The 13,159-nt window shown below is 73.7% G+C and carries 10 protein-coding genes; 3 read left to right on the top strand and 7 right to left on the bottom strand.

Features of this window, described 5'->3' with window-relative positions:
• Nucleotides 1-126: 126 nt before the first annotated feature.
• The 3 genes from WA788_RS30760 to WA788_RS30750 all read left to right on the top strand — a co-directional run bounded on the left by WA788_RS30760 (nt 127) and on the right by WA788_RS30750 (nt 3,110).
• Nucleotides 127-1,242, top strand: coding sequence for a Dyp-type peroxidase (locus WA788_RS30760; RefSeq protein WP_335982947.1), 1,116 nt, complete (start codon nt 127-129; stop codon nt 1,240-1,242).
• Nucleotides 1,239-2,045 (top strand): family 1 encapsulin nanocompartment shell protein, encoded by an 807-nt coding sequence (locus WA788_RS30755; RefSeq protein ID WP_335982945.1) that lies wholly within the window; start codon nt 1,239-1,241, stop codon nt 2,043-2,045. Before WA788_RS30760 ends, WA788_RS30755 begins: the two co-directional genes overlap by 4 nt.
• Before the next feature lie 225 nt (nt 2,046-2,270).
• Nucleotides 2,271-3,110 carry an SAM-dependent methyltransferase gene (locus WA788_RS30750; protein ID WP_335982943.1) on the top strand — a complete coding sequence of 280 codons (840 nt, stop codon included), beginning with the start codon at nt 2,271-2,273 and terminating at the stop codon, nt 3,108-3,110.
• A 112-nt stretch (nt 3,111-3,222) separates the two neighbouring features.
• On the opposite strand, the gene WA788_RS30745 is transcribed toward WA788_RS30750, so the two are convergent.
• From WA788_RS30745 to WA788_RS30715, 7 genes are all read right to left on the bottom strand, one after another.
• Nucleotides 3,223-4,050: a helix-turn-helix domain-containing protein gene (locus WA788_RS30745; RefSeq protein ID WP_335982940.1), complete on the bottom strand. Its 828-nt coding sequence runs from the start codon at nt 4,048-4,050 to the stop codon at nt 3,223-3,225.
• A gap of 182 nt (nt 4,051-4,232) precedes the next feature.
• Nucleotides 4,233-4,490, bottom strand: a complete 258-nt coding sequence (locus WA788_RS30740) for a DUF397 domain-containing protein (RefSeq protein WP_335982938.1) — start codon at nt 4,488-4,490, stop codon at nt 4,233-4,235.
• A gap of 179 nt (nt 4,491-4,669) precedes the next feature.
• Complete coding sequence (locus WA788_RS30735; RefSeq protein ID WP_335982936.1) at nt 4,670-4,870, bottom strand: hypothetical protein; 201 nt, start codon at nt 4,868-4,870, stop codon at nt 4,670-4,672.
• Nucleotides 4,870-5,628, bottom strand: a complete 759-nt coding sequence (locus WA788_RS30730; RefSeq protein ID WP_335982934.1) for an SRPBCC family protein — start codon at nt 5,626-5,628, stop codon at nt 4,870-4,872. The genes WA788_RS30735 and WA788_RS30730 overlap by 1 nt, the downstream gene beginning before the upstream one ends.
• A gap of 26 nt (nt 5,629-5,654) precedes the next feature.
• A complete protein-coding gene (locus WA788_RS30725; protein WP_335982932.1) occupies nt 5,655-6,908 on the bottom strand; it encodes a cytochrome P450 in 1,254 nt (417 codons plus the stop codon).
• Nucleotides 6,909-6,918: 10 nt separating this feature from the next.
• Complete coding sequence (locus WA788_RS30720) at nt 6,919-7,134, bottom strand: MbtH family protein (RefSeq protein WP_335982930.1); 216 nt, start codon at nt 7,132-7,134, stop codon at nt 6,919-6,921.
• A 3-nt stretch (nt 7,135-7,137) separates the two neighbouring features.
• On the bottom strand, nt 7,138-13,159 hold a 6,022-nt coding region (locus tag WA788_RS30715; protein WP_335982928.1), incomplete at its 5' end, for an amino acid adenylation domain-containing protein.

Raw genomic sequence — 13,159 nt, 5'->3', positions numbered from 1 at the left:
GTAAGCGTGCGGGCCAGGGGGCGGACACAGCGGGGGTGGTTCGTCCGCCGGGGACGGCTGGGCAGTAGGGTCCAGATGACGTAGCCGACACCGCCCTCGCAGGGCTGAGCGATCGGGAGACCTGGAGTGGCCACCGAGCCGGAACCGCAGCCCGTACTCGAGCCGTTGACGACCGCCGCGATCTTCCTGGTCCTGACGGTCGAGGACGGCGGCGAGCAGACCGTGCGCGAGCTGCTCGCCGACCTGGCCGGGCTGACCCGGGCCATCGGCTTCGGCGCGCCGGACGGGCGGCTGAGCTGCGTCGCCGGGGTCGGGTCGGCGGCGTGGGACCGCCTGTTCGCCTACCCGCGGCCGGCCGGCCTGCACCCCTTCACGCCGCTGGAGGGCGCCCGGCACCGGGCCCCCGCCACCCCCGGCGACCTGCTGTTCCACCTGCGCGCCACCCGGCTCGACCTGTGCTTCGGGCTGGCCGCGCAGATCATGGACCGACTGCGCGGCGCGGTGGCGCTCCAGGACGAGGTGCAGGGCTTCAAGTACCTCGACGTGCGGGACCTGCTGGGCTTCGTGGACGGCACGGAGAACCCGGTCGGGCCGGCGGCGCGCGAGGCGGTGCTCATCGGTGCGGAGGACCCGGAGCACACCGGCGGCAGCTACGTCATCGTGCAGAAGTACCTGCACGACCTCGACGCCTGGAACGCGCTGCCGGTCGAGGCGCAGGAGCGCGTCATCGGCCGGACGAAGGCGACCAACATCGAGCTGGACGCGGCGGACTCGCACGTCGCGCTCAACACGGTGACCGGGCCGGACGGCGAGGAGCAGGACATCCTGCGGGACAACATGCCGTTCGGCAGCCCGGGCCGCGGCGAGTTCGGCACGTACTTCATCGGCTACGCGCGCACCCCCGACGTCACCGAGCAGATGCTGCGGAACATGTTCCTGGGCACCTCGGCGGCCTCCCACGACCGCATCCTCGACTTCTCCACCGCCGTCACCGGCACGCTCTTCTACGTGCCGTCCGCGGACTTCCTCGACGACCTGCCGGACGCCCCGAACCGCACCGCCGCGCTCGGGGCGGCGGCGGGGGCAGGGGCGACGGGGGCGGCGGAGCCGGCACCCGGGCCCTCCACCGAGCCCACCGAGCCCACCCCTGTACCCGCGCAGTCGGCAGCGCCCGCTTCCGCCGCGCCCGCCTCCGACGGCAGCCTCGGCATCGGCAACCTGAAAAGGAGCACGTCCTCGTGAACAACCTGCACCGCGAACTCGCGCCCATCTCCGCCGCCGCGTGGGCCGACCTGGAGGCCGAGGCCCGGCGCACCTTCGCCCGGCACGTGGCGGCCCGCCGCATCGTGGACGTGCCCGAGCCCGCCGGTGTCGAGCTGTCCGCGGTACCGACCGGCCACCTGGACCAGATCGCCGCGCCCGCGCAGGGGGTGACCGCCCGCACCCGCCGCTCGCAGCCCGTGGTGGAGCTTCGGGTGCCGTTCACCGTGGACCGCGGCCAGGTCGACGACGTGGAGCGCGGCGCGAAGGACGCGGACTGGCAGCCCGTCAAGGACGCGGCCAAGCAGCTCGCGTACGCCGAGGACCGGGCGATCTTCGAGGGGTACGGCGCCGCGGGCATCACCGGTATCCGCGCGGCCTCCTCCAACCCGGAGCTGACGCTGCCGGCGGACGTGCGGGAGTACCCGGACGCGATCAGCCACGCCGTCACCACGCTGCGGCTGGCGGGCGTCGACGGGGCGTACACCCTGGCGCTGAGCGCCGACGCGTACACCGCGGTCAGCGAGACCTCCGACCACGGCTACCCGATCCACCAGCACCTGGCGCGGCTGCTGGACGGCGAGATCGTGTGGGCGCCGGCGATCGACGGGGCGTTCCTGCTCGCCACCCGCGGCGGGGACTTCGAGCTGCGGCTCGGCCAGGACGTGTCGATCGGCTACCTCGGCCACACCGCGACCACCGTGGACCTGTACTTCCAGGAGTCGCTGACGTTCCTGGTGCACACCTCGGAGGCGGGTGTCGCCCTCAAGCCGGCCGCGGGCTGAGCGCCCGGCGCCGCGACCGCGGTCCGGGACGCGGCGGAAGGCGGTACGGTGACAACAGCCGTGTGCCCCACCCCATTTCAGGGGTGGTGCACGGGGTACGGCACCGGATAGGACAGGGTGGCACGGGGTAGGAACAGTGCCGGGAGCCACCAGGGGCTCGACGGGGCCGACACCGTCGGCAGGGCCGTCCGGCCCGATGAGTGGATCGAAGGATGGGGGCAGCGCGTGGCCGAGGAAGAAGCGACATTCGCCGAGGAGACCGGCGTTTCCGACCGGTTACGGCAGGACCTCCCGCACAGCGCGCGGATGTACGACTACTACCTGGGCGGCAAGACCAACTACGCGGTGGACCGGACCGCGGCCGAGGACGTGATCCGCCGCTTCCCGGCGATCAGGACCGTGGCACAGATCAACCGGGCGTTCGTGCACCGCTCGGCGCGCTTCCTCGCCCGTGAGCGCGGCATACGCCAGTTCATCGACATCGGCACCGGTATCCCCACCTCGCCGAACCTGCACGAGGTCGTGCAGCGCGAGGTGCCGCGGGCCCGGATCGTCTACGCGGACAACGACCCGATCGTGCTGGTCTACGCCGACAACCTGCTCGCCAGCACCCCCGAGGGCGCCACCGAGTACGTGGAGGCCGACGTCACCGAGCCGGCCGCGCTGCTGGACGCGGTGGAGGCGGCGGACTGCCTGGACTTCTCCCAGCCGATCGGCCTGAGCCTCAACGCGGTGCTGCACTTCGTCACCGACGAGATGGGCGCCTACAGCGTGGTGGAGACGCTGGTCGACCGGCTCGCACCCGGCTCGCACCTGGCGATCTCGCACTGCACCCCGGACTTCGACCCCGACGCCTGGGCCGCCATCACGGACATCTACACCGACGGCGGCACCCCGCTCCAGGTCCGCTCCCGGGCCGAGGTGGAACGCTTCTTCAAGGGCCTGGAACTGGTCGAGCCCGGCGTGGAGGTGGCCCACCAGTGGCGGCCCGAGGCCGGCGAGGGTCCGACCCTGGTCACCAACGCGCAGTCGTCGCTCTACGCGGGCGTGGCCCGCAAGGTCTGACCGGCGGTGGCCCGCAGGGTCTGACCCGTCCGGGCGGCCGACAGCCGACGGCCCGCGTGCGATCCCTGTCGCGTGCGGGCCGTGGTGGCGGTCGTGGCCGTGGTGGCGGCCGTCAGCGGAACTTCTTGATGTGGTCCTGTATGCGGCGGACCGTCGCCCGCTGGCCCAGTGAGGCGATCATCAGCCGGTCGAAGCCCTTCACGTGCTCGTCGACCTCCTGTTCGTCCTGGAGGTAGAGGCCACCGCCGGAGCGCTCGATGTACACGATGTCGGGGAGCTGGCCGTCGGCGAAGTCGAAGATCGTCGTGGTGCCGATCTGCACCGGCAGGTTCGGCTTGCCCAACTCCACCAGGTTGAAGCCGATGTCGGGGTCGTCGGCCAGGGATATCAGGTGTTCGAGCTGGCGGCGCATGCCCTCGCGGGAGCCGTACGGCCGCACCAGGGTGACCTCGTCCAGCACGCAGAGCAGCTTCTTGCCGGGCTCGCGCATCAGCCGCTGCTGGCGCATCGCGCGTAGCTCGATGATGCGCTCGATCTCCTGCTCGCTCTTGCCCGGCGCGTTGGCGCGGATCAGCGCGCGGGTGTATTCGGCGGTCTGCACCAGGCCCGGCAGCTGGGCGATCTCGTAGCTGCGGATGCGCTGGGCCATGTCCTCCAAGCTGACCAGGGTCTGGAGGGTCTTGGTGGAGACGTCGCTCCACGCGTCCCACCAGCCGCGCTCGTTGGCGGCGCGGGCGAGGTCGAGCAGCAGTTCGCGCTCGCCCTCGTCGCGGACACCGTAGACGTCCAGGAGGCGTTGGAGGTCGGCCTCCTTGAAGTCGTGCCGGCCGTTCTCCATCCGGCTGATCTTCGAGGCGGAATGGCCGATCTGGCGCACGACGTCCTCGGCGGTGAGGCCGAGCGCCTGGCGGCGCTGCCTCAACGTCTCACCGAAGATCATCCGTTGCGCCGTCGGGGCCCGCCCGGACAGATCGTGGACGTTACGGGCCCCACGCGGACTGCGAGACGGTTGAGCTGGCACGGTCGGTCTCCTTCTCGGGGCGTCGCACCCCGTACGGGTCACCTATCGTGCCGCAGCGCTCACGAAGCGGAGGGCCCGACGTCACATCTGGCTGGATCTCGCTACTCCACGGCGAAGTCGCCACGCACGACGCCGGCGACGAACGCCCGCATCGCGGCGCGGTCCACGGTCAGGAACGGACCGCTCTTGTCCTTGGAGTCGCGGATTCCGATCGTTTCGTGGTCCAGTTCGGCCACCTCGACGCAGTTGCTCTCGTGGTTGCTGTAGGAGCTCTTGCGCCAGCTCACCACAGTTTCGGCCATGTTCGGCCGCAGCACCGGAGCAACATGGCGCGAGGCGCCTTCGCCTTGACCGGTCATCGTTCTCCTCCTAGCAGTGGGGGTCGTCGGCACAACCACAGCTGCAATTGCATACGGTCGGCCTCTCTCATACTGGCCAGGCCGCACACATTTCATGCACACACCCCGTGTACTCCTGTATCAGGCAACCAAGTTGAGCCATCGGGGCGCTGCCACCACCCGCGACACCCCCGCGCCGGCTACCAGCGGCGGCGCTGCGGGGGCGGGGCGAGCTTGGCGGCCAGTGCGGACAGGAAGGTCGGCAGCTTGTCGACCATGGCCTTGGGGACCGCGGTGGTCTGGACAGTGCCCCGCCGCAGGTCCCGCACGAGGAGGGCGTAGCTGCCGTCCTCCTCGACGAGTTCCGCGGTGAACAGCAGTGTCCGGGTGGAGGTGTCCATCACGACTCCTGGGTCTGGGTGTCGTCGAGCCAGGCGGTCCACTCCTTGACCGCCTGCTGCTCGTCGGTGTCCTCGGCGAACAGGTGGTGGCCGAGCCAGTTCGGCACCTGCCAGGTGCTGCCGTTGAAGAAGCGGTAGAGGGCGTCCGGGCCGCGCAGGCCGACGAAGTCGGCGCTGAGCCAGTCGACGACCACCTCCACGGGGCCGCGGTCCGGGCCGGGCCCGCGCAGCGCGAAGCGGTCGCCGACGGCGGCGTCGTCGGCGAGGCCGAGGCGGCGGCGCAGGGCGGCGAAGTCGGCCGGATCGGTGGCGGGTTCTGCTCGCGCGGCCCGGACGTAGACGGCGGGGCGGCCGGCGAAGTGCCGCAGGTACTCGGCCAGGCCGTGCTGGTAGAAGTCGACGTGCTTCTCGGCGGCGTCGGACTTGGCCTCCCAGGCCCACGCCTCGTCCACGACGCCGGTGTGCACCCAGTGGATGCCCATGCGCAGCCGGCTGGTGCCGCCGGCGGCCGGCTCGATGCGGTAGCTGAGGGTGTTGGAGAACCCGCCGTCCTGGGTCGCCCGCAGGGCGAGGTGGCGCGGCGGCTCCCAGGTCAGCACGGTGGCGTCGCCGCGGGTGGCCCGGCCGCCGGCGCGCGGCTCGACCTCCATCGGGTAGAGCCAGCCGCGGTTTCCGGCCCCGGTGGCCACCGCGTCCCAGACCTGCTCGGGCGGGGCGGGCAGGTCCTGCTCCCGGCGGACCTCGAACTCTCGGACCATGGTCGGTACTGCTCCTTCGTCGTCGTTCACACGCGGTAGGCGAGCGGGAGGGCGGTCAGCCGCCGTTGCAGCGGGTTGGGCCGCCACTCCAGCGCCGCCTCGTCGCACAGCCGCAGGCCGGGCAGCCGGCGGACGAGCGTGCCGACGGCCACCTCCGCCTGGAGTTTGGCCAGCGGGCCGCCGAGGCAGAAGTGCGGACCGTGGCCGAAGCTCAGGTGCCGGTTGCCGGTGCGGGTCAGGTCGAGCCGGTCGGGGTGGTCGAACCGCTCGGGGTCGCGGTTGGTCGCGCCGAGGAAGAGGTAGGCCAACTCGCCCTCGCGCAGCGTCTGTCCGCCGATCCGAAGGTCCTCGGCCACGACCCGGACGACCGCCTGGGTGACCGTGTCGTAGCGGGCGAGTTCGTCGACCGCGCCGCGGATCAGGCCGGGGTCGGCGCGCAGCCGGGCGAGTTGGTCCGGGTGGCGCAGCAGCGCCAGGACGCCGTTGCCGATCAGGTGGGTGGTGGTCTCGTCGCCGGCGGTGATGAGGATGAAGCAGGTGGCGAGCAGTTCGGAGTCGGTGAGCCGGCCGTCCTGGGACTGGGTGGCGACCAGGGCGCTGATCAGGTCGTCGCCCGGGGTGCGGCGGCGCTGCCGGATGAGCCCGGACAGGTACTCCTCGTACTGGTCGATCGCCGCCTCGGACTTGGCGATGTCCTCGCTGAGCCGGCCGAAGCGGCGGAACCAGCTCTTGACCTGCGGCCGGTCCGCGTCCGGAATGCCGAACAGCTCGCAGACGACGGACATCGGCAGCCGGGAGGCGAAGTCCTCGAGCAGGTCCATGGCCGGGCCGGCCGCCACCGCCTCGTCGATCAGCCGGTCGACGCTCCGCTGGACGCCCGCGCGCAGGGCCTCGACGCGGCGCGCGGTGAACGCCTTGTTGGCCAGTTTCCGCAGCCGGGCGTGGTCCGGCGGGTCGGTGTTGGTCATCACCCGGCCCAGCCGCTCGGTGAAGCGGCTGAGGGCTTTGAGGTCGCCGCCGCGCGCGCTGTAGGCGCGGGTCATCCGGTCCCGGTCGTTGGACAGCCTCAGGTCGCCGAGGGCCGCCTCGACGTCGGCGTACCGGGTCAGGTACCAGATGCCCTGGGGGCTGCGGTGGACCGGGTCCTCGCGCCGCATGCGGGCGTAGAAGGGGTAGGGGTCCCGCCGCGCCTCGGGGGTGAGCAGGGCCGCGGCGAGGTCGCCGGGCCGGGCGGGGCCCGCGGCTTCGCGGGTCCCGCCCAGGGTGTCGGTGGAGGTCACGTCGGCCGCGCTACCGCTGGGCGTCCATGGCGTCGGCGAGGCTCCTGGGCCGCATGTCGGTCCAGGACCGCTCGACGTACTCCAGGCACGCGGCGTGGGTGTCGGGGCCGTGGGCGGTCGTCCAGCCGGCCGGGACGTCCGCGAAGTGCGGCCACAGCGAGTGCTGGTTCTCGTCGTTGACGAGGACGAGGAAGGTGCCGTCCTGGTCGTCGAAGGGGTTGGTCACGGGTCAGTCCTCCTGGTGGGAAAGGGCGGTGCCGGCGCCGCGGGGGTCACCGGGGTCGTGGACGGCCTCGGCGATCCTGGCGGCCAGGATCGGGCCGATCTGGGCCAGCGAGCCGGCCTTGGTCATCTGGTCGTGCCGGGTGGTGATCTCGTGCGACTCGATCCGGCCGGCGACGTAGGGGCGCCAGACGCCGGGACCGGCGTCGTCGTCGGAGCGGTCGATGGTGGAGTTGAACAGCAGCAGGTCGCCGTCGTGGCGGCCGGGGACGAAGTCGACCGACAGCTTCGCGTTGTTGATCATGATCTGGACGATCACCTCCACCTGCCGCTCGTCCAGGCCGGCCAGCGCGCTGCCCCGCCGGTTGAGCACCTCGGCGACCTCGGCGTAGGTGATCTCCCGGTCGCCCAGCTCGTCGGGGTCCACGTCGAGCACCCCGACCAGCACGTCCCGCACGGTGGGCACCGGTTCGTCCTCGAACTTCACGTCCTTGACGGGATAGGCGTCGAGGATCGCCAGCAGCGCGGTCCGCTCGCCGCGTGCCCGCAGTTCGCAGGCCAGCGCGTGGGCGATCAGCCCGCCGGCGGACCAGCCCAGCAGCAGGTAGGGGCCCTCCGGCTGGATCTTCTGGACCTGGTCGGCGTAGTCGGCGGCCATCTCCTCGTAGGAGGCGGGCAGCGGTTCGGGCCGGCCGAGGCCGCGCGCCTGGAGCGCGTAGACCGGGTGCTGCGGGCCGAGGTGGTTCAGCAGCCCGCTGTAGGACCAGCTGATGCCGCCGCCGGGGTGGACGCAGAACAGCGGCGTGGCCGTCCCCGTCGAGCGCAGCGGCAACAGCACGTCCAGCGCGTCGGCCGGGTCGTCCATGGCCAGGCGTTCGGTGAGCCCGGCCACGGTCGGCGCCTCGAAGAGCATCCGCAGGCCCAGTTCGAGGCCCAGGGTCTCGCGGACCCGGGCGGCGAGCCGGGCGGCCAGCAGCGAGTGCCCGCCCAGGTCGAAGAAGCCGTCGTCGATGCCGACGTGCTCCCGGCCGAGGACCTCCGCGAACAGGCCGCACAGCAGCTGCTCCTGCGGGGTGCGGGGGCCGCGTCCGGCGGCGGAGACCCCGTAGTCGGGGGCGGGCAGGGCGGCCCGGTCGAGCTTGCCGTTGGCGGTCAGCGGCAGCGCGGCCACGGTGACGAACGCCGCCGGCACCATGTAGTCCGGCAGGTCGCGGCGCAGCCGCGCGGCCAGCTCGGCGGGCTCTGGCGCGCCCTGCGGCAGGGGCACCACGTAGGCGACCAGCCGCTTGTCGCCGGGCCGGTCCTCGCGGGCGACCACCGCGGCCTGGGCCACGCCCGGGCAGCCGGAGAGCACCGCCTCGATCTCGCCCGGCTCGATCCGCAGGCCGCGCAGCTTGACCTGGTGGTCGACGCGCCCGGCGAACTCCAGGGTGCCGTCCGGCAGCCACCAGGCGAGGTCGCCGGTGCGGTACATCCGGCTGCCGGCCGGGCCGTACGGGTCGGCGGTGAAGCGCTCCGCCGTCAGGCCGGGGCGGCCGACGTAGCCGCGGGCCACGCCGGTGCCCGCGAGGTACAGCTCGCCGACCATGCCGGTCGGCACCGGCCGCAGCCGGTCGTCGAGCACGTAGGCGCGCATGTTCGCCATCGGCCCGCCGATCGGCACGGTCGGCGCGTTCTCGGCGAGGTCGCGCACCCGGTGGCAGGCGGCCAGGGTGGTGGCCTCGGTGGGTCCGTAGCCGTTGACCACCTCGATGCCGGGGCAGGCGGCCAGCACCCGCGCGGCGGCGGCCGGGGAGACCACGTCGCCGCCGGTCCACACCTCGCGCACCCCGGCCAGCAGGCCCGGCCGCTCCTCGGCGACCAGCCGGAACAGCCCGGCGGTCAGCCACAGTCCGGTCACCGCGTGGGTGGCGATGGTGTGCTGGAGCAGGTCGAGGTCGAGCTGCTCGGGCGGGGCGACCACGACGCGGCCGCCGCCCAGCAGCGGGACCCACAGCTCGTACGTGGACAGGTCGAAGGCCGTCGGGGAGTGCATCAGCACCCGCTCGTGTCCGCCGCCGCGCCACTCGGGGCTCAGCGCGAGTCCCACCACGTCCCGGTGGGTGACGCCCACGCCCTTGGGCCGCCCGGTCGAGCCGGAGGTGTACATGATGTACGCCAACTGGTCCGGCGCGCAGGGTACGTCGGCGCCGGCCCGGTCGTCCGGCGCGGACTGCGCCAGTGCGGTGAGCACCTCGGGGGTGAGCACCAGGGCGGCGCCGCTCTCCCGCAGGATCAGCTCGATCCGGGAGGAGGGGAAGCGGGAGTCCAGCGGCAGGTAGGCGCCGCCGGCCTTGAGGACCGCGAGGATCGCCACGACCAGGTCGGCCGAGCGCTCCAGCATGACCGCGACCGGGGTCTCCGGCCGTACGCCCTGGCGGACCAGTGCCGCCGCCAGGCGCCCGGCGCGCTCGTCCAGTTGCGCGTAGGTCAGTTCGGTGCCGGCGGCCACCACCGCCACCGCGTCCGGGGTGGCCCGCACCTGGCGGGCGAACAGTTCCGGTACCGAGGCCGGCGGCAGGGGTGCGGCGGTGTCGTTGAACGCGTGCAGCAGGCGGTGGTGTTCGGCGCCGGACATCAGGTCGATCCGGCTGATCGGCCGGTCCGGGTCGGCGGCCGCCGCGCGCAGCAGGCGGGCCCAGCGCTCGAACAGCAGCTCCACGGTGGACGCGTCGAACAGGTCGGTGGCGTACTCCACCGCGCCCACCAGGCCGTCGGCGGCACCGTCCGGGCGGAACTGCTCGGCGAGGCTGAAGGTGAGGTCGACCCGCGCGGTGCCGGTGGACGCCTGGAGGTGGCCGGTCTCCAGCCCCGGCAGCGCGAACTGGCCCACGGGGGCGTTCTGGAGGGCCAGCATGACCTGGAAGAGCGGGTGGTGGGCCAGTGAGCGCACCGGGTTGGCGACCTCGACCAGGTACTCGAACGGCACGTCCTGGTGGTCGTAGGCGGCCAGCGCCTTGTGCCGGACCCGGCCGAGCAGTTCGGCGAAGCCGGGGTCGCCGCCGGTGTCGGTGCGCAGCACCAGGGTGTTGACGAAGAAGCCGACGAGGTCGTCCAGCGCCTGGTCGGTGCGGCCCGCGATGGGGCTGCCGACCGGGATGTCGGTGCCGGCGCCGAGCCGGGTGAGCAGCGCGGCGAGTCCGGCCTGGAGCACCATGAACATGCTGGCGCCGTGCCCTGCGGCCAACTCCCGCAGCGCCTGGTGCAGTTCGGGGTCCATCCGGACCGCGACCCGCTCGCCGCGCTGGGAGGCCACCGGCGGCCGGGGCCGGTCGGCGGGCAGCTGCACCTGCTGCGGGATGCCCGCCAACTCCTTCTTCCAGTAGGTCAGTTGCCGGGCGAAGAGGCTGTCGGGGTCGTCGGTGTCGCCGAGCAGGTCGCGCTGCCATAGCGTGTAGTCGGCGTACTGCACCGGCAGCGGGGACCACTGCGGCTCCTCGCCCCGGCAGCGGGCCGCGTAGGCCGCGGCGAGGTCGGCGGACAGCGGGCCCATCGACCAGCCGTCGGCGGCGATGTGGTGCACCACGACCAGCAGCACGTGCCGGTCGGGGGCGAGCGCGAACAGCTCGGCGCGGACCGGCGGCTGCTCGGCGAGCTCGAAGCCGCGCCGGGCGGTGTCCGCCAGCCGCTCGGCCAGTTCGTCCGCGCCGACCTCGGCCACCGGCAGTTCCGGGCGGGCCGGGTCGGCGCTCAGCACCACCTGGTACGGGACGCCGCCGGTCTCGCGGAAGACCGTGCGCAGGCTCTCGTGCCGGGCGACGACGTCCGCGAGCGCGGCGTGCAGCGCCGACCGGTCCAGGGCGCCGGTCAGGCTCAGCGCGAGCGGCATGTTGTAGGTGGCGCTCGGCCCGTCCATCCGGTGCAGGAACCACAGGCGGCGCTGGGCGAAGGACAGTTCCACGCGCGGCGGGCGGGGCCGGGCGGTCAGCGCGGGCCGGGCCCGGCCGGAGCCGTCCAGGCGGGCGGCCAGCCCGGCCACGGTCGGCGTCTCGAAGAGGATGCGGACCTCCAGTTCCGCGCCGAGGGCCGCCCGGACCCGGGCGGCCAGCCGGGTCGCGAGCAGCGAGTGCCCGCCCAGGTCGAAGAAGCTGTCGTCGACGCCGACCTGCGCGAGGCCGAGCACTTCGGCGAACAGTCCGGCCAGCAGCTGTTCCTGCGGGGTGCGCGGCGCCCGCCCGGCCGCGGACCGGCCGGGGTCGGGGGCGGGCAGGGCGGCCCGGTCGAGTTTGCCGCTGGCGGTCAGCGGCAGCGCGTCCAGCGCCACGAACGCCGAGGGGACCAGGTGGTCGGGCAGCCGCTCGCGCAGCCAGTCGCGTACGTCGCCGAGCAGGGCGCCGGTGCCGCGGCTGCCGGTGGGGCGGTTGGTCAGCGCGGCGAGCGGCCGGTCGGCGGCCGCGGCCGGGCGGTAGGGCTCGATCGGGGCGCCGTGGAGCGCGCGCGGGTCGGCGAGGACCACGTCCAGGGCGTCGTCCGCGGTGGCCGACCAGGTGACGGCGACCGCGCGGCCGCAGGCGCGGCCGAGGTCGTGGAAGTCCTCCGGGTCGGGCAGGGCGTCCTCGTCCGGGGCGTGCAGCTGCTCCAGCAGCGGTGCGAGCGGCTCGTCGTTGTCCTGCACCGCCCGGGCCAGGGCCGCTTCCCGCAGCACGCGCCGGTTCGGCACCCCGGTGATCCGCAGGGTCCCGGTGGGCGGGTGCTCCAGCAGGGCGCGCAGCTCGTCGAGTCCGCCGACCTGCCGGCCCCAGGCCAGCTCGGTGCAGGGTGCGGTGGCGGAGGGCGCGGCGGTGGACGGCGTGTCGGGCCGGGGGGCGGCCGGCGGCTTGTGGAGCGTCACCTCGTAGCGGTAGCGGGTCAGTTCGTTGTGGTGGCGGCCCCGCTTGACCTCCACGGTCACCGCGCCGATGCCCGGGTCCTGTGCGCGCAGGGCGGTGAAGAAGTCCGGGTCGACCAGGAGTTCCTTCTCCACCCTGAGGGCCTGCTCCACCGCGCGGCGCACGGCCGCCCGGTCGGCGCCGGCGGCGGCCCGGCGCAGGTGGACGGCGGTGGTCAGCGGGCGCAGCAGCCGCAGGTTGCGGACGTCGCCGATGAAGAGGGCGCCGCCGGGGGCGAGCAGCCGCATCAGCTGGGCGACGACGTCGGCGAGGTAGTCCGCGGACGGGAAGTACTGCACCACCGAGTTGATGACGACGGTGTCGAACTCCCCGGCGGGCAGCCCGTCGGTGTCGTGCGCGGGGCGGGTCTGGAGCACCACGCGCCCGGCCAGCTCCTCCTGCCGCGCGACCTGGGCGGCCAGCGCGTCGACGGCGGTGGCGGAGAAGTCGGTGGCCCAGTAGGTCTCGCAGTGGGGTGCGATCTGCGAGAGCAGCAGGCCGGTGCCGACGCCGATCTCCAGCACCCGGCGCGGGCGCAGCGCCAGGATGCGGGCGACGGTGGCGTCCCGCCACTCCCGCATCTGCTCGACGGGGATCGGGGCGGCGTCGTAACTGCTGTTCCAGCCGACGAAGTTGTGGCCGAAGGCCGCCTCGTCGGGGGCGATGGGCAAGGCGTCGTAGATGTGCTGCCACTCGTCCACGTGGTCGGCTTCGGTGCCGCTGTCCCGGGCCGGGTCCTGGCGCGGGACGACGTAGCCGACCAGCCGGTCGTCGCGGGCCGCGACAGCGGCCTGGGCGACGGCGGGGTGCTCGGCGAGCGCGGCTTCGACCTCGCCGGGTTCGACGCGGAAGCCGCGCACCTTCACCTGCTGGTCCGCGCGGCCGGCGTACTCCAGTTGGGCGTCGCGAAGGCGCCGCACCAGGTCGCCGGTGCGGTACATCCGCGCGCCGGGCAGGAACGGGCAGGCGACGAAGCGGCCCGCGGTCAGGTCCGGCCGGTGCAGGTAGCCGCGGGCCAGGCCCGGCCCGGCGACGTACAGCTCCCCGGTCACGCCCGGCGGCACCGGTTGCAGCCGGTCGTCCAGGACGTAGGCGCGGGCGTTGGCGATGGGCCGGCCGATG

The organism is Streptomyces sp. CA2R106, from assembly GCF_037034245.1.
GTDB lineage: Bacteria > Actinomycetota > Actinomycetes > Streptomycetales > Streptomycetaceae > Actinacidiphila.
Note: the sequence above shows the minus strand (reverse complement) of the source record. Positions and strands in the feature narration are given on the sequence as shown.

Coding starts and splice junctions, on each gene's coding strand:
- WA788_RS30745 (WP_335982940.1), bottom strand. CDS start 4,050: ATGATCTTCGGTGAGACGTTGAGGCAGCGCCGCCAGGCGCTCGGCCTC.
- WA788_RS30740 (WP_335982938.1), bottom strand. CDS start 4,490: ATGACCGGTCAAGGCGAAGGCGCCTCGCGCCATGTTGCTCCGGTGCTG.
- WA788_RS30735 (WP_335982936.1), bottom strand. CDS start 4,870: ATGGACACCTCCACCCGGACACTGCTGTTCACCGCGGAACTCGTCGAG.
- WA788_RS30730 (WP_335982934.1), bottom strand. CDS start 5,628: ATGGTCCGAGAGTTCGAGGTCCGCCGGGAGCAGGACCTGCCCGCCCCG.